The sequence below is a fragment of the Streptomyces sp. NPDC005648 genome (genome assembly GCF_040605395.1).
GTDB lineage: Bacteria > Actinomycetota > Actinomycetes > Streptomycetales > Streptomycetaceae > Streptomyces.
Genome location: NZ_JBEXCS010000062.1, coordinates 42,036 through 57,155, shown reverse-complemented (window position 1 = coordinate 57,155; position 15,120 = coordinate 42,036). Strand labels below are relative to the sequence as shown.

The following is a 15,120-nucleotide window of genomic DNA, read 5'->3' as shown; positions in this document are numbered from 1 at the left end:
AGCAGCCCACGTCAGGGCAGACAGAAGCACCCCGGGCGCGCCACGGGATTTACCACGCCCCCGGCGCGCGCCGAAGGCGCGCTGCGCTGCTGACCTGCGTATCCGCCGCCGCGAGCCGGCCCGTCGCGGGTGCTCTCCCGAGGTGCTCGTCCTCCAGTCCGGTGAGGTCGGCGGAGTCACCGCGGCTGCCTGCCGCCCATCCGAACCGTCTGCGTGTCTCCACACCCTGTGGATCACGGGCGCTTGCCTGGTAGAAGGCGCGGGAGACGGGGGCGCGCCAGTCGACGACGAGGGGCGGGGCGGCGGGCGCCTCACTGATCCGCAGCCGCCCGATGTGCAGGGCCTGCCGCCCGCCGGCTCCCCCGCTCCCCTCGATGAGGTCCAACCGTCCGAAGAACAAAGGCCCTTCGGGCAGCTCGCGCATGTGCTTGGCGTGGCTGCGCAGCTGGTACCCCAGCACTTCGGCGTCGGCTCCGGAGGCGGCGACGTCCTCGCCCACGACGACCTGTTCCTGGGCACCGTCGACCATGGCGGCGAGGGCGGCACGGCAGCGGTCGTGGTGGGCGCGTTCGTGGTGGAGGGACGCTTTCAGGGCGGGGTCGGCTGACGTCATGGGCCGAGGGTACCGAAATAATGTGACCGAGTTAAATATTTTACCGGGCCTCGGACTGTGGACCGAGACTCAGGGCTGGGCGAGGTCCGGCAGCCCGGCCGCCAACCGCCCGAAGGCCCGCTCCGCGGCCGCCACCGCATCGCCCCGCACGGCCTCCACCGCCTCCCCCGCCGCGATCCGCCGCCAGTTCTCCAGGGCGAGGACGCGCTGCACGGCGACGATCTGCCCGGCGGCCAGCCGCGCGTCCAGATCCCCGCCGAGGGCGTCGGCGAGAGCGGCCTCGGAACGCTGCTGGTAGGCGTGGACGCGGGCGACGAGGGAGGGAGTCCCGTAGAGCAGCGAATGGAACGCCAGCACCCGCGGATGATCGTTCAGCCCGGTGACGGGATCGCACCGCTCGAGCCCGTCGAGAAAATGCCGCCGCAACGCGGCGATCGGCGTCGGCCCCTCGGCCACCACCCGCGCGGCCTCGCCCTCGTGATCGGCGATCCGGTGCAGCACGAGGTCTTCCTTCGCCGGAAAGTACCGGAAGAGCGTCGGCTTGGAGATCTCGGCGGCGGCGGCGACCTCGGCCACGGAGACAGCGTCGAACCCCCTCTCCAGAAACAGCCGGATGGCGGTCTCGGAGACGTCCTGATACATCCGCTGTCTCTTACGCTCACGCAGGCCGGGCTCGGTCATGGACGTGAGCCTACGCATCGCGGCGAGGGGGCGATCTACCTCAGCGCGATGGTGAGATACCGATTCTTCGGCTCGGGCACCGGGATCTCCAGGAGGGCGGCGGCCGTCGAGAGTGTGCGGGCGTACGAGGCGACGGCACGGCGGACGTTCGGCGCGTGCCGGCCGGCCCGGGTGACCATGCGGTCGAGGTCGACGTATGCGGAACGCACGTACTCCAGCTTTCGGTACACGCGCCAGTCCTGCTCCCAGTCCTTGGTGTACTTGGGATGCAGCCGGTTCTTCCAGCGGTCGAACATACGCCGGCGGATGTCCGGGGTCGTCGGTGTGAGGTGCATGTGCCGGACCAGGTCATACAGAGGGTCGCCGATGAGCGCCATCTCCCAGTCGATGATCGACAGAGCCTGATGGTCGCCGCGGCGCACGAGGTTCCAGGGGTTCAGGGCCCCGTGCAGCAGGGACGGTTCCCGGCGGGTCACCTTGGCCTTGGAGAGCATCTTGCGCAGATCCGCGGCGTTGGGCAGACCCAGCTGGCGGGCCAGGTCCTTGGACTCCTGCCCCAGGTCGCCGACGAGTAGAACCAGCTGATCGTAGATCCACCAGTAGAAGTCGCCCTGGTGGGAAGCGGGGTCGAGGGCACGGCAGTCCACCTGGGTCAGGGCGGCGAGATGGTCGACCAGGGCGTCGGCCTCACGGGGGCTCAGCCCTTCCACCGGATGGTCGGGCGCCGAGCCGTCGCGAGGCCCCACGAAGCTGATGACGGTGAACGCATTCCCCGGCTCGCTCTCCCCCAGGGCCAGGACCCGGGGGGACGGGACCGGCGCCCCGGACAGCTCGATGGCCCGCAGAACGGCGTGCTCACTCAGGTAGCAGCGTTCCAGCCGCCGGGGCTCGGGCAACTTGCGCCGCACGATGACCGGATCAGCGCCTCCCGGCACCCGTACCAGCGAATTGAGGTGAGTCGTTCCTTCGAAGATCTGATCGGCCGGGGTCACCGCCTCCTGCATCAGAGCCGCGGTCACGGCGGCATGAGAGAAGGCCGGGTGCTCCGGAACCCGCCGGTCCGGCTTCCATACGATCCGTGCCGCGCCCGAGCGGCTCTCGCCCCTCCGTCGGGCAGCCCGCCACCGGAACAGGGTCCGCTCGATGTCTCCCTGGCCGGGCACCTTCCGCAGCTCCAGCGCGTCCGCACCCCTCTCCAGGGCCTCGCGAACACGCGTGGTCGCCACGTCGAGGCCTCTGCGGTCGGACGAGCTCTTCAGGGCTTCCGCCGCCCGCATGACGTCCGCGTACACCGACTGCGCGTACTCGAACTTCACATAGTGGCGCAGATCGTCCTCCATGCCCCTGACGGCCTCCGGGCGTACCTGGACCATGACGTCCGCCCATGTGTCGATGACTTCCTGCCACTGGTCGGACGGGTATCGCATGCGGACCAGATGGGTCGCGAGATCGTGCAGGGGGTCGCCGTATGTCGCCAGCTCCCAGTCCACACAGATCAGGGGCGGCTCGTTGTCGTACGAGACGATCAGGTTGTCGCGGTGCAGATCGGCGTGGAGCAGGCTGTACGGACGTCGGGTCATCTCCGGAACCCGTTCGGCGAACCGGCGGAGCGCGTCCCCGGAGATACCGAGCATCCTGAACAGTCCGCCGTAAGCGGCCCAGTTGGCCTGCCGGATCTGCTGGTCCGCCGCGAGTGCCAGTGCGCGCAGGAAGGCCTGGCTGTCCCGGTGGTCGGCCGGCCAATCCGCGGGCAGCGCCGGCAGCGCGTCGCGGGGCACCTCGGCCATCCGGGCGAACAGCCAGGCCACCGCGCTCACCAGGGACTTGTGCACCTCCTCGTAGTCCCCGCACAGGCTGGACAGCGGCACCCCCGGGACGTAGGTGTGCAGGGCGAAGCCCGACCCCGTCCACAGGCATTCGGGTCGGGGGAGCCTGCCCTCCAGGGCGTCCAGGATCCGCGCCTCGTCCTGCCAGGTCCGGATCACCACAGGCAACGCGTCCGTGCGTCGGACCCGAACGGTCACGGGGGTTCCGGCGACGCGGCGGACCAACCCCGCCACGTCCGAGGGGAGCGGAACAACGTAGTTGTCGTTGTGATGGCCGCTGCTCGCCAGCGCGTTCGTCTCGGCGAGACGCACGAACGCGCTGACGACATCGTCATCACGAGGGGCTCGTCCCCCAACGCGACGGGGAGGACGGGGAGTTGCAGCCACAGGGCGCTCCGGGTGTTGCTCAGGACGGTGGCAGTGCCGATGTGCGCCGCATGCTAGAGCAGAGGCGCGGCTCCAGTGGCACGAACATACAGTGACCCAGGTCTCACGCGCTGCACAGGAGTCTCAGAACGGTAACGATGCCCCAGCGTCAAATCCCGTACGTCTCAGACGCCTTCGGGCAGCTCCTTGCGGGACCAGCGGACGAGCTCGGCCACGATCTGCGCAAGGCCCGGCATCCTCTTGAGCCCGAGCGGCTCGGCGGCTTTACCCAGGACCCTGTGCAGCTTCCGGGCGGCCGGAAGTAGGCTCGCCCAATTGAAATCCCCGCCCTCACACAGCGAGAGCGAGACCCGGATGACATCGGTGAACACCGACTGCACCCTCTTGAAATCGAGGAGCACCGGCAGATCCCGCTCCATTCCGTCCGATCCCCCGGTGAGCGTTCCGTCGATCACCCGACGCCATTCCCGCTTCATACGGTCTTCCTGATCCGCCGGGAACTTCGTCAGGTAGATATGCGTGGCCAAGTCGTAAAGGGGGTCGCCCAGCATGGCCAACTCCCAGTCGATGGCCCACAGTCTGCCCTGCGGATCAAGGATCAGGTTCTCGCGGTGGAGGTCCGCGTGCAACAGGCAGAAGGGGCGCCGCTCCATTCCCAACGCCCTCTCCCTGATCCGCACGAACGCGTCACCGCCCACCCCGAGTCCCGTGAAGAGACCTTCGAATCGGGCGCTGTTCTTCTGGTAGACCTGCTCCTCGGTGAAGACGATGAGCCGTTCCAGGAATCCACGGGTGTCGCCGTCCTTGGGACGGTCCTCCACGGTGCACCGCCGCTCCACGGCGGACAGGGTCGCCGGCGTGATCCGCGACATCTCCCGGAAGAGGTCGACGATCTGGACGAAGACCGGATCGGGAACACTGCGACCGGCCCAGGGACGGGATCCGAGAGTCCGCCCCACGATGAACTCCTGCATGCTCATACCCGCGATGTCATGGACCTCGGGGATACGAGTGATATGCCCCCTCAGAGCCCGCAGCAGTTCCTCCTCCGACATGAAGCACCGGCGGTCGTACCAGAGGATCTCGGCGCGCGGTTCACGGAACTTGACGGTCTGTCTGCCGCCCGGCAGATCCAGGACGTACGTCTCGTGGTGGTACCCCCTGAGTGGACCCATGACCACGCTCGAGGCGTCGCTCAGCGCCTCGGCTCGCCGCCGAACGCCGGAGACCAGGTCGGATGTCATTCTCTGGGGTCAGTCCGTTCCAGTGGTACCGATGAGGTAAGGGGTGATGGACGTTACTCCACCGGCCTCCTGTCGCGATGGACAACCCCTCCATTCGGCCGCACCCATCGCCGTCCCGGGCGAACCGGCGCACGCGCGAACGACGCCACGCCCATGGGCAATTACCGGGTGAACCTGCGCCGACCTGCGGCGTTGGTGGCGCAGGACCTCGATGAGAGACTCGGTCGCGACCACCGAGGAGGTCTCTTGACAGACACGATCGAAGAGCAGGCCGCCGTCCGGGAACTGCTCGATTCCGCACAAGCCGTGCTGTTCGACTTCGACGGCCCCGTGTGCGACCTCTTCGGCGACGAGTCCACATCGCCCGTCGCGAAGAAGATCAGGCGGATGGCGAAAGGGGTCTGGCGCGAGCTGGATCCCCAGGTCGAGTTCTGCGACGACTCGCACGGCGTCCTCCGCTGCCTCAGGGACATGTACGACCGCCGGCCGCACGGGGAACTCGACCCGAGCCCGCTCGCGGAAGCGGAGCGCATCGTCGCCGAGTTCGAGTGCGAGGTCGTCCTCGAAGCCCGGACCGCGCCGCACTTCGTCACTCTCGTGCGCCTACTGCTCGAACTCCCCAGGCGGCTGGCCATCGTGAGCAACAACGCCGAGCGTCCGATCCGAATGTATCTCCGAAAGCTGGACCTGGAGGGGGAGTTCGAGGTCTTCGGCAGGGACCCCGAGAACGCGGGACACATGAAACCGGACCCTCATTGCGTCGAACGCGCCCTTGACCACCTCGGGATCGAGCCCTCCCACTGCCTTCTGGTGGGAGACCAGATCACCGATCTGAAAGCGGCCCAATCGGTCGGCACGCCCTTCCTCGGTTACACACAGGACGAAGTCCGGCGAGTGGAGATGAGGAAATACGGAGCGCATTCCGTGGTCCTCTCGCACCTTCCCGTCGTAGCGGCCGCACGTGGGCTGATCACCATCAGTCGGGGATCGGGGCCGGCCGCTCCGTGAGAAATTCCCAAGCCGAGTCGAACCAGGTCTGCATGGTCTCCACGAACACGGTGCCCTGCGAGAACGGATCGTTCTCGTCCTTGACGTGATGGGTGAGCCGAGCACCGAGACCGAACACGTCGATCGCCTCGATCTCCTCGTCCTCGAGTGTTATCGGCCGTTTGAAGACCTCGTAGGGACCGTACAACGCCTCCGCCCCGTTGATGAGATAGAGCTTGAACGACGGAACCAGCAGGACCCGGCGGATCTCGAACTCCACCTGGGGGACCAGGCGCAAGGTCCTGAGATCACGGAGAACCCCCTGCAGCGATGCGGCGTGGCGGCGCGCGATGGCCAGGAGGCGCTCCCTCAAGCGCTGGTCATGAACGCCGTCGTCGGTCCGCCAGTAGGGAAACTCCAGCGACTCGGAAGGCAGCAACATACGGAGCGCGATGCGCCGCGGGGTGATGTTCCCGGCCCTGATCTCCTCTATCTGGAGCCGTATGTGGGCGTCCAGTGACTCCGACGTGAGCGTGAAGACGTCCAAGGTCACCTCGGGCTGTTCGAAGGCCCGGGCGATGAGCGGTCCCAACGTGACGGTGCGGTCGGGCCGTTTGCTGCTCGACGGAGAGTTGATCCGCTGCGTCCTGATCACCCGGGATCCGCTGCCCTGCCGGGACTCGATCCAGTGCTCGCTCTTGAGCTCCCTCAGCGCCCGCTGCACGGTGTCGCGGGAGACACCGAACTGTTCGGCCAGCTCACGCTGCGACGGCAAGGAGGAGCCCTCCGCGTAGGTGCCACCGGCGATGCGTGCCCGCAACTCCGCCGCGACACGCTCGAATTCCTTGCCGGTGCCGTCGCCGGCATTGCCGTCGCTCACACGGCGACCGTATCCCTCCGCGCCCTCGGGCACACCATTTTCAGCCCAATCAGCCATCCAGTTTGACTGCCCGTTAAGGGATCAAGCGACCAGGGCACAACCAATTCACGGCAACCAGTCCAATTGGACGGGTAGTTGATCGGTTCTCGGGAGCGGACAGGGGTGGGGCCCGTGTTGGTCGTCCAGTTGGTCGGTTCCGCAGCGGCACTTCTCATGGGGCAGCTGCTCCAGAAGCGCTACGGGATCCCCGCGGTGCTCGGCCTGCTCCTGCTGGGCATCGGGATCGAGGCGCGCAGCACGAAGTGCGCGGGCGTCGGGGCCGCCCTGCTGATGCTGGCCGTGGCGGCTCCTCAGACCTGATCCCGGAGCACCCGCAGCACCGGCAGCAGCGAGGGGACCACATGCCGGGCGCCCGCCTGCCTCAACTGCGTCGCCTTGTACTCATTACGCGCGTAGCCCAGGAACGGCACGCCCGCCTCCTCGGCGGCCGCCAGGTCCGTGGGGGCGTCACCGATCATCAGGGCAGCCGAGGGCGCGGCGCCCATCGCGTTCAACGCCCGGTTGAGGCAGTGCGGGTGGGGCTTGAGCAGGTCGAGTTCGGGGGTGCGCCCGTAGATGTGCGGGGCGAAACAGCCGGCCAGACCGCGGACGCCGAGGTAGTCGGAGACCGTACGGGGTGAGTTGTTGGTGGCGACGGCCAGCCGGCTGCCGACCGCGCTCCAGGTCCGTATCAGCGGATCCGCGTAGGCCGTCGGCATGGCGGAGGTGACGGCCTTGAGCTCCTGCTGGGTGAATCTCTCCTCCAGTTCCGCCACCAGATCGCTGTGCGGATGCCGTCTGTTGACGGCGTACAGCACCACCATCGGGTCCGGATGGACGCGTTCCTCCTCGGTGAGCAGACCACGCAGCCCCTGCCGCTCCAGCCAGGCGACGAGTTCACCCGCCACCTTCTCGGCGGTGTGCCCCGCGAACAGTCGACAGATCGGACCGTCGAAGTCGAACAGCACGAAGCGGGCGTTGGTGATCAGCTCCTGCAGGTTCCCAGTCTCTGTCGTCACCGGATCAGTCTGCGTCGTATCACTAGTCACTAGGAGAGTGTCAGGTCCGTCGTGATGGTTTCCCAGAGGGCGTCGAACCACTTCTGGGATTGCTCGAGGAACGCGGCGTCCCGTTGACCCGCCCGTTGCTCGAAGGAGAAGAGGAGCGAGTCGCCGCCCAGGGTGTCGTACATCTCCAGCCTCTCGCTGTCCCACTCCTCCTCCCGCTTGGTGATCATGTAGTACGCGATGAGCGCCTCGGAGCCGTTGAGCAGGTAGAGCTTGATGGGCGGGGTGAACGGCAGGGCGCGGAAGGTGACGCGGACGTCTACGCCGTGGGAGGAGCGCAGGGACTGGAGGTTGTGGCGCAGGACGTGGCCCTGGGCGTTGCGCATCTCCAGCCAGCGTTGGTGGACCGGGTCCTCGTCGCCCCGGCCCTCGACCGAGATGGGGAAGGCCAGATTGATCTCCCGGGACGGGAGGAGGAGACGGACGTCGATCGACTCGGGGCGTATCTCGCCCGCGTGGATGCGGCGGAGGGGCTCCCCCAGGGCCAGCATCAGGGTCTCGGCGGTCAGACATGCCGCGTCGACTCGGACGTTCGGTACCGCGAACGCCTCCGTGAGGCGGGGGGCGAGGCCCACCATCGTCGGTTGGGGTTCGCCCAGCGCCGGCGCGGGCACCGCGATCCGCGGCGGGCTGCCCTTGCTGACGTTCGTCAGGAGGCCGGCCTCCTGGAGGACCCGTAGTGCCTGGCGGACGGCGCCCCGTTCCACCCCGAACTCGTCCGCCAGCTCCGCCTGGGTGGGCAGGCGGTCGCCGGCCTTCAGGTCGCCGTTGTTGATGCGTTCCCGCAGGATGTCGGCGATCTCCTGGGGCGAGAGCCTTCTGCTGCCGTTCACTGCCACGTTCTCCTGGGTCACGACCAAACGCTACAACTTCGATCCATCTACGGGGAGTTGTTGATGACTTGTTTATTAGTAGGTACCAAGTGGGGACAACTTAATCAGAGTTGGTTACCAACTTAGCTCAGTTGGTGGAAGTTTAGCCTCCTGGGCTCACCATCTCCCGCTCCACCGCCTGAAGGGAGAACCACCGTGCCCGCCCTCGCCCTCCTTTCCGCCATCTTCGTCGTCGGCGTCGACCAGACCGTCCAGTGGAAGTACGGCCCCGCCGGGGTCATCGGCCTGCTCCTGCTCACCATAGGCATCAAAGCCAGAAACCCGGCCGTCAGTTCGGTCGGGGCTGTCGTGCTCGCGCTGCTGGTCGCGGGGCCCGCTCTATGAGTGAGGAAACAACCTGGTCAGATGGTGTGGGAGACATCAGCTCGTGAGCGTCAGCTCCGAACTGATCGTCTCCCACAGTGCGTTGAACCACAGGTGCGACTGCTCGACAAAGGTGGTGTCGCGCAGACCGGCGCCCTGCTCGAAGGCGAACAGCATGGACTGGGTGCCCTCGGCGTCGTACATCTCCAGCTGTTCGTGGTCGATCTCCTCCGCGCGCCGCGTGAGCGTGTAGTACGCGAAGAGCGCCTCCATGCCGTTGAGCAGGTAGAGCTTCACGGGCGGGGTGAAGGGAAGGGCGCGGAAGGTGACCCGGACGTCTATGCCGTGCGTGGCCCGCAGGGCCAGCAGGTTGTGCTTGAGGACCTGGCCCTGGGCGTTGCGCTGGGCCAGCCAGTGGCGTTGCAGCCGGCCGTCGACGGACGGGTCCACCGGGGTCGGGAAGGCCAGGTCGATGTCACGGCTCGGCAGCAGCACTCGGACGTCCACCTTGGCTGGATTCAGTCGCCCCGCGTGGATCTGGCGCAGCGGTTCGCCGATCGCGAGGTTGAGGGAGACCGAGGTCAGGCAGAGGGCGTCTATCTCGACGTGCGGAGCGGCGAAGGCGTCCGCTATACGCGGGGCGAGCGCCACCATGGTGGGCAGCGGAGGCGCCGCGGGGCCGGTCAGGGCGGACCCGAGGCCCGGACCGGGGGCCACGGTCGCGGGGGCGCCCTTCGACACGTTCGTCAGCAGGTGCTCGGACTGCAGGATGCGCAGCGCCTGGCGTACGGCACCGCGCTCGACTCCGAACTCGTCGGCCAGCCTGGCCTGCGTGGGCATGCGCTGGCCCGGGCGGAGCTCACCCGACCTGATGCGGTCGCGCAGCTCTGCGGCCACCTCCTGGTGTGACTTCTGTGGCCGCTGTGACCTCGTCCCTCCATTGACGGAGGCGTGTTTCGGGTCCACGACCAAACACTACAACTTCCCGCCATCTTTCGGCAGTTCCGGGAAAGGTGGTTATGAGACGCTTCCAAGCGGAGATAAGTACAGTGAAGTTGGTCGCCAACTTCAGCAACATGGTCAAACTTTTGGAGGGTTGGCCGCACCAGCGGTCCCTCTCCTCGCCCGAAGGAGGGACCGTCCATGCCGCTCTTCGCCCTCGTCATCGCCGGTCTCGCCGTCGGACTCGATCAGCTGGTCCAGTGGAAGCTCGGGGTGATGGGTGTCATCGCCGTCGCCGCCCTGTCCATCGGCCTCAGAGCAAGGAGCACCGCCATCAGCGGCCTGGGAGCGATCATCCTCGTGATGCTCCTCGCCCAGTCGGGCTGAAGGCACACAGCCCGCCGGTCTCGTCCCGGTTCGGCCGGCCGGGCTCCCTTCCGGAGGGGAGCCGGGAGCCCGATCGGTCTGCACAGCCACAACTGAACACCGACAACTGAACAGTTCTCCGAGCACAGTCACAACTGAACAAGCACAGCCCAGCACAGTCACAACTGAAGAGCACGGCTACGGATGAATCACCAACCGCCGTCCAGCGAAAGGAGCTTCAGAACATGTCCGGGCACCAGGGTCGCCCGGACGTACGCAGCAGGGCGTCGGCCACCCGGGCGGCGCCCGCTCGTTCTTCCCGCACCCGGCCGAGAGCCGCCAGCCGCAGCGCCGATTCGTCGCCCAGCCACAGTCGCGCCAACTCCGCGACATCCAGGGCGAGATCGGCGCTGTCCGTCGTGGGTGCGCAGGATCCGGCGCCCTCCGCCGACGCCTCCAGGCGGTAGCGGCCGCCGGTGAAGCCGGCCCGGTCGGTGACGTCGAGGACCAGGGAACCCGATGTGTCGTACGTCCGCGCCTCCAGAGCCCGTACGACATCCAGGATCCGCACCCAGAGCCAGTCCGCCTGTGTGGTGATCCGGGCGGCCCTCGGGTCCGGGAGCAGAAGGAGAAGCAGGTCGTCGGGGGCGCGCGGGCCGGTCTTGAGGTGGGTGACCCAGTCGATCGAGGCGAGATAGCGCCACAGGGCGTGCTCGGCGGCCGGGGTGGTGGCGATCAGGCCCCGTACGGTCGCCGTGTCCAGCGGCTGCTTGCCGTCGCCCCAGTTGTCGTCCACCTCGTACGCCACCAGGCCCTCGACCGTGCCGTCGGCCGAGCGGTACACGGCGAAGAACGGTTCGGTCCACTTCGCGTCGACCCGCAGGGCACCGGTGTTGAGCTGCCACCACCAGTCGCCGCGGCTGACGGCACCCGGGGTGGCGCGGCGGAAGCGGTCGTGCAGCTCGGGCCCGATCTTGCGTACGTCCTCGGCGTCCACCAGATCGATCCGGGCGCCGCCTTCGGGGCCCGGCCGGCGGGCGTCGAGGCCGCTGCGTGCGATGTCGACGGTCCACTCGGCGGCGGAGGTGGCGGGGCCGAAGCCGAAGCGGCCGTAGATCGGGTACTCGGCGGCGATGAGCGTGGCCACCACGTCGCCGCGCTCCTTCGCCTCGGCGAGGTCCTGGCCCATCATGCGGGTGAGCAGCCCGCGGCGGCGGTGGGTGGCGGTGACGGTGACCCCGGAGACCGCGTCGGCCTGGACCGGCGCGCCGCCGACCGCGGTGACCTCCTGCGCGAACGACCGGAACGTCGCCACACACCGGTCCCCGTCGAACGCCCCGAGATAGCGGTTGTGCTCGAACTGGGCACGCCGGGCCTCGAGTTCGGCCTCGTCGACGGTGGGCCCCTGGAGGAACCCGGCCTTCACCGCACGGAGCCACTCGGGAAACTCGGCCTCGGTGATCGGACGGACGTCGATGTCGGAGCGCGCGCGAGTCATGAGGTCACGGTAGATCCACGGCCGTGGGGTGTCGCGCGGTTTTCCGCGCCGCCCACGACGAGTCACATCAACAGGTCGTCCACCTGCGCCTCGCCCTCCCGGTAGCGGCGGGCGATCTCCGCGCTGCACTCGTCCGTCGTCCGCTGCAGCCGCTGACGGCGGCGCGAGACCTGCTGCTCGTAGCGGACCAGCCGGCCCATCGCGGTGTTCAGCTCCAGGTCCGTCCGCGCGTCCAGGTCGGAGAGCTCGACCTCGGCGAGCATGTCGGCGGCCAGCTGCCGGTACTCCGCGCTGTGCGGGGTGCCCAGCGTGACATGGCGGGCCGAGGAGCGCTGCCGGGCCGGGGCGTCCGTCAGGATCTCCGGGAGCCGCTCGACCACGGAGGCCGCGCCCGCGGGCGACCGTCGGGCCAGCTCGGCCCGCAGGATGTCGATACGGCCCTGCAGCAGCCGTCGCACATAGCTCAGGTCGGCCTCGTCGCGCTGTGCGTCCCGGCGCAGGGTGCGCAGCTCGGACAGGCGCAGGGCCGTCAGCTCGGGCTCGGGCGGATCTGCGGGCAGCTGCGGGCCGCCCAGCCCGATCGGACTGTCCTTACGTTGTGCGGGCGGGCGTGACGACGACCGCTCTCCTCTGCACGAGGCGGGCTGCCGCCCGGTACTCGGTGTGCTCATGTGCCTCAACCGTCCCCTCGACCGGCGTGTGAGGAGCATCGTCCCACCCCAAGTGGCCGCTATGTGACCGAGTGCCCCCGAACGGCCCCAGATGGGCGCTTAAGGATCAAAAAGAGGTCCCGGGGCGGCCGCTGACGAGGCCCTTCCCCGCGCACGGCATCATGGGCACATGCGTGCAGTGGTGCAGAGGGTCGACGGCGCGAGCGTCGTCGTGGAGGACGAGACGGTCGGGGAGATCACCGGTGAGGGACTGTGCGTCCTGGTCGGGGTCACCCACGAGGACACCAAGGAGAAGGCGGCCCAACTCGCCCGCAAGCTCTGGTCGATCCGCATGCTCAACGACGAGAAGTCATGCAGCGACATCGACGCCCCGCTGCTCGTCATCAGCCAGTTCACGCTCTACGGCGACGCGCGCAAGGGCCGCCGCCCCACCTGGAACGCGGCCGCCCCCGGCGATGTCGCCGAGCCCCTCGTCGACGAGGTCGTCGCCCAGCTGCGGGCGCTCGGCGCGACCGTCGAGACGGGCCGGTTCGGCGCGAAGATGCGGGTCTCGCTGACGAACGACGGCCCGTTCACGGTGCTCGTGGAGATCTGAGGAACCCGAAGAACTCCCACGGTTCCAGGGTTCTACGGTTCCAGGGTTCTACGGTTCTACGACGACCTCCTGCGCCGCCGCCGTCTCCCCCGCCACCAGCCTGGCGTCCACCGCCACGTTCCGCTTCACCAGGGCCAGGGCGACCGGGCCCAGCTCGTGGTGGCGTACGGAGGTCGTGATGAAGCCGATCTTGCGGCCGTCGGGGTCCTCGTCGGCGAGGCGGATCTCGGTGCCGGGGGTGGGGAGGTGGACCTCGCTGCCGTCCAGGTGGAGGAAGACCAGGCGGCGGGGGGGCTTGCCGAGGTTCTGGACGCGGGCGACCGTCTCCTGGCCGCGGTAGCAGCCCTTCTGCAGATGCACGGCCGTGCCGATCCAGCCCAGCTCGTGCGGGATGGTGCGGTGGTCGGTCTCGAAGCCGAGGCGGGGGCGGTGGTGCTCGACGCGGAGGGCCTCGTAGGCGAGGATCCCGGCCGGCGGGCCCGCCTTCTCGGCGTACGCCTCCAGGTCGGCCCGGGGCAGGAACAGATCACGGCCGTACGGCGTCTCGCGTACGACGACGTCCTCGGGGACCTCGGCGATCGAACCGGCCGGGAGGTGGACGACCCCGAACTCGGCGGTCCGGTCGGCGACTTCGACCCGGTAGAAGAACTTCATCGACTCCAGGTACGCGAGCAGCGCGTCCTGGGTCCCCGGCTCGATGTGCGCCCAGACCGTGGAGCCGTCGTCGACCAGGTACAGCGCGTGCTCGATATGGCCGTGGGCGGAGAGGATCAGGGCCTCGGTGGACCGGCCGACGGGGAGGTCGCTGACGTGCTGGGTGAGCAGGAGGTGCAGCCAGCTCAGCCGGTCCTCGCCGGAGACGGTGATCACACCGCGGTGCGAGAGGTCGACGAAGCCGGTGCCGTCGGCCAGGGCGCGCTGCTCACGGAACAGGTCGCCGTAGTGGGCGGCTACGCCTTCGTCCACGCCCTCGGCGGGGACGGCGCCGGGCAGGGACAGCAGGGGGCTCTTCATGGGCACAAGCCTACGACTCGGTAGTTGAAGTCTTCATGGAACAGTCGCGGCACCTGCCGAAGATCGCGAAGTGCTTCATGTCCGTCTCGAAGCCGAACTCCCGCCGCAGTTTCGCGGTGAAGTCGGAGGCCACCGCGACATCCGCCTCGATCACGTTCTCGCAGTCCCGGCAGACCAGGTGGATGTGGTGGTGGCGGTCGGCCAGGTGGTAGGTCGGGGCGCCGTGCCCGAGGTGGGCGTGGCTGACCAGCCCGAGCTCTTCCAGGAGCTCCAGGGTCCGGTAGACCGTGGAGATGTTGACCCCCGACGCCGTCTTCTTCACTTCCGTGAGGATGTCGTCGGGGGTCCCGTGCTCAAGGGTGTCCACGGCTTCGAGGACAAGCTGACGCTGCGGCGTCAGTCGGTAGCCGCGCTGCCTGAGGTCGCTCTTCCAGTCGGTGCTCACCACACCGACGAGTCTAGAACTACTTGAAGAACGCGATCCCGTCGTCCGGCATGTCGTCCGGCAGGGCCTTTGCCCAGCGCTCGACGTCCTCCGGGGTGACGACCTTCTTCAGATGGGCCGACATGTAGGGGCGCAGCTCGACGTCGGGGGTCTGCTTCTCGCCGACCCACATCAGGTCGCTGTTGACGTAGCCGTAGAGCCGCTTGCCGCCGGTGTACGGGCCGGAGGCCGCGGTGCGCGCCACCGCGTCCGTGACCAGGTCGATCTGCGGCTTCTTGGCCGCCAGCTCGCCGTACCAGATCTCGACGACGCCGTCGTCGCGGACCATGGTGACCTCGACCTTGCGGTCGGCGTCGACGCGCCAGAAGCCGTGCTCGGACTCCAGCGGGCGGACCTTGTTCCCGTCGTTGTCCAGGACCCAGGTGTGGGACTGGTACTCCAGGAAGTCCCGGCCGTCGTGGGAGAAGGTGACCTCCTGCCCGAAGTTGCACTTCTCGGCGCCGGGGAAGTCGTGCACACCCGCGCCTGCCCAGTTGCCGAGCAGGAAGACGAGCGGGACGAGGTCCTTGTGGAGGTCGGACGGGATCTCGATCATGAGGGGATATTCCTAGACGTGGTCAGCGCTGGCCCTGGTACAGCTTCTTCACGGTCAGGTAGGCGAAGGCGAGA

17 protein-coding genes and 1 pseudogene are annotated in these 15,120 nt (G+C 68.3%); 5 read left to right on the top strand and 13 right to left on the bottom strand.

The features are described from left to right. Positions 1-139: 139 nt before the first annotated feature. From ABZT17_RS30120 to ABZT17_RS30105, 4 genes and pseudogenes are all read right to left on the bottom strand, one after another. A pseudogene (locus tag ABZT17_RS30120) lies at positions 140-613 on the bottom strand (AAA family ATPase); the annotation flags it as partial. A gap of 69 nt (positions 614-682) precedes the next feature. Further along, positions 683-1,294, bottom strand: a complete 612-nt coding sequence (locus ABZT17_RS30115; protein WP_356353297.1) for a TetR family transcriptional regulator — start codon at positions 1,292-1,294, stop codon at positions 683-685. Between the two features lie 35 nt (positions 1,295-1,329). Next, on the bottom strand, positions 1,330-3,432 hold the full coding sequence (locus tag ABZT17_RS30110) for an aminoglycoside phosphotransferase family protein (protein WP_356353295.1): 2,103 nt from the start codon (positions 3,430-3,432) through the stop codon (positions 1,330-1,332). Between the two features lie 239 nt (positions 3,433-3,671). Beyond that, positions 3,672-4,751: an aminoglycoside phosphotransferase family protein gene (locus ABZT17_RS30105; protein ID WP_356353293.1), complete on the bottom strand. Its 1,080-nt coding sequence runs from the start codon at positions 4,749-4,751 to the stop codon at positions 3,672-3,674. A 168-nt stretch (positions 4,752-4,919) separates the two neighbouring features. On the opposite strand from ABZT17_RS30105, the gene ABZT17_RS30100 reads away from it, so the two are divergent. Then, positions 4,920-5,759: an HAD-IA family hydrolase gene (locus tag ABZT17_RS30100; RefSeq protein ID WP_356353291.1), complete on the top strand. Its 840-nt coding sequence runs from the start codon at positions 4,920-4,922 to the stop codon at positions 5,757-5,759. Here ABZT17_RS30100 and ABZT17_RS30095 read toward each other — a convergent pair. Next, positions 5,728-6,618 carry a GntR family transcriptional regulator gene (locus ABZT17_RS30095; RefSeq protein WP_356353289.1) on the bottom strand — a complete coding sequence of 297 codons (891 nt, stop codon included), beginning with the start codon at positions 6,616-6,618 and terminating at the stop codon, positions 5,728-5,730. The genes ABZT17_RS30100 and ABZT17_RS30095 overlap by 32 nt on opposite strands. 171 nt (positions 6,619-6,789) lie before the next feature. Here ABZT17_RS30095 and ABZT17_RS30090 point away from each other — a divergent pair, with 171 nt between their 5' ends. Further along, on the top strand, positions 6,790-6,978 hold the full coding sequence (locus tag ABZT17_RS30090; protein WP_356353287.1) for a hypothetical protein: 189 nt from the start codon (positions 6,790-6,792) through the stop codon (positions 6,976-6,978). Here the strand turns inward: ABZT17_RS30090 and ABZT17_RS30085 are convergent. Next, on the bottom strand, positions 6,969-7,706 hold the full coding sequence (locus tag ABZT17_RS30085) for an HAD family hydrolase (protein WP_356353285.1): 738 nt from the start codon (positions 7,704-7,706) through the stop codon (positions 6,969-6,971). The two genes, ABZT17_RS30090 and ABZT17_RS30085, sit on opposite strands and share 10 nt — an antisense overlap. Continuing rightward, positions 7,706-8,584 carry a GntR family transcriptional regulator gene (locus tag ABZT17_RS30080; RefSeq protein ID WP_356353283.1) on the bottom strand — a complete coding sequence of 293 codons (879 nt, stop codon included), beginning with the start codon at positions 8,582-8,584 and terminating at the stop codon, positions 7,706-7,708. The genes ABZT17_RS30085 and ABZT17_RS30080 overlap by 1 nt, the downstream gene beginning before the upstream one ends. Before the next feature lie 168 nt (positions 8,585-8,752). Here ABZT17_RS30080 and ABZT17_RS30075 point away from each other — a divergent pair, with 168 nt between their 5' ends. Beyond that, a complete protein-coding gene (locus ABZT17_RS30075; protein WP_356353282.1) occupies positions 8,753-8,941 on the top strand; it encodes a hypothetical protein in 189 nt (62 codons plus the stop codon). Positions 8,942-8,977: 36 nt separating this feature from the next. Here the strand turns inward: ABZT17_RS30075 and ABZT17_RS30070 are convergent, their stop codons facing one another. Then, positions 8,978-9,892, bottom strand: coding sequence for a GntR family transcriptional regulator (locus ABZT17_RS30070; protein WP_356353281.1), 915 nt, complete (start codon positions 9,890-9,892; stop codon positions 8,978-8,980). A 171-nt stretch (positions 9,893-10,063) separates the two neighbouring features. On the opposite strand from ABZT17_RS30070, the gene ABZT17_RS30065 reads away from it, so the two are divergent. Continuing rightward, positions 10,064-10,249 carry a hypothetical protein gene (locus ABZT17_RS30065; protein ID WP_356353279.1) on the top strand — a complete coding sequence of 62 codons (186 nt, stop codon included), beginning with the start codon at positions 10,064-10,066 and terminating at the stop codon, positions 10,247-10,249. Positions 10,250-10,466: 217 nt separating this feature from the next. Here the strand turns inward: ABZT17_RS30065 and ABZT17_RS30060 are convergent, their stop codons facing one another. Both ABZT17_RS30060 and ABZT17_RS30055 read right to left on the bottom strand, forming a co-directional pair. After that, positions 10,467-11,726 carry a GNAT family N-acetyltransferase gene (locus ABZT17_RS30060; protein ID WP_356353277.1) on the bottom strand — a complete coding sequence of 420 codons (1,260 nt, stop codon included), beginning with the start codon at positions 11,724-11,726 and terminating at the stop codon, positions 10,467-10,469. 62 nt (positions 11,727-11,788) lie between these two features. Then, positions 11,789-12,397, bottom strand: coding sequence for an aerial mycelium formation protein (locus tag ABZT17_RS30055; protein WP_356353275.1), 609 nt, complete (start codon positions 12,395-12,397; stop codon positions 11,789-11,791). A gap of 169 nt (positions 12,398-12,566) precedes the next feature. Between ABZT17_RS30055 and dtd the strand changes: the two genes are divergently transcribed. Further along, complete coding sequence (dtd, locus tag ABZT17_RS30050) at positions 12,567-12,992, top strand: D-aminoacyl-tRNA deacylase (protein ID WP_356353273.1); 426 nt, start codon at positions 12,567-12,569, stop codon at positions 12,990-12,992. A gap of 48 nt (positions 12,993-13,040) precedes the next feature. Here dtd and ABZT17_RS30045 read toward each other — a convergent pair whose 3' ends face one another. From ABZT17_RS30045 to ABZT17_RS30035, 3 genes are read right to left on the bottom strand one after another with little or no spacing between them, the layout of a single operon-like run. Then, a complete protein-coding gene (locus ABZT17_RS30045; protein ID WP_356353271.1) occupies positions 13,041-14,006 on the bottom strand; it encodes a folate-binding protein in 966 nt (321 codons plus the stop codon). Between the two features lie 10 nt (positions 14,007-14,016). After that, positions 14,017-14,454, bottom strand: coding sequence for a transcriptional repressor (locus tag ABZT17_RS30040; RefSeq protein WP_356353269.1), 438 nt, complete (start codon positions 14,452-14,454; stop codon positions 14,017-14,019). A gap of 16 nt (positions 14,455-14,470) precedes the next feature. After that, positions 14,471-15,046: an FABP family protein gene (locus ABZT17_RS30035; RefSeq protein WP_356353268.1), complete on the bottom strand. Its 576-nt coding sequence runs from the start codon at positions 15,044-15,046 to the stop codon at positions 14,471-14,473. Positions 15,047-15,120: the final 74 nt, after the last annotated feature.

Excerpts from the sequence above, each read along its gene's own strand:
- ABZT17_RS30055 (WP_356353275.1), bottom strand. The coding sequence starts at position 12,397 with ATGAGCACACCGAGTACCGGGCGGCAGCCCGCCTCGTGCAGAGGAGAG.
- ABZT17_RS30035 (WP_356353268.1), bottom strand. The coding sequence starts at position 15,046 with ATGATCGAGATCCCGTCCGACCTCCACAAGGACCTCGTCCCGCTCGTC.
- ABZT17_RS30065 (WP_356353279.1), top strand. The coding sequence starts at position 10,064 with ATGCCGCTCTTCGCCCTCGTCATCGCCGGTCTCGCCGTCGGACTCGAT.
- ABZT17_RS30060 (WP_356353277.1), bottom strand. The coding sequence starts at position 11,726 with ATGACTCGCGCGCGCTCCGACATCGACGTCCGTCCGATCACCGAGGCC.
- ABZT17_RS30115 (WP_356353297.1), bottom strand. The coding sequence starts at position 1,294 with ATGACCGAGCCCGGCCTGCGTGAGCGTAAGAGACAGCGGATGTATCAG.
- dtd (WP_356353273.1), top strand. The coding sequence starts at position 12,567 with ATGCGTGCAGTGGTGCAGAGGGTCGACGGCGCGAGCGTCGTCGTGGAG.
- ABZT17_RS30045 (WP_356353271.1), bottom strand. The coding sequence starts at position 14,006 with ATGAAGAGCCCCCTGCTGTCCCTGCCCGGCGCCGTCCCCGCCGAGGGC.
- ABZT17_RS30105 (WP_356353293.1), bottom strand. The coding sequence starts at position 4,751 with ATGACATCCGACCTGGTCTCCGGCGTTCGGCGGCGAGCCGAGGCGCTG.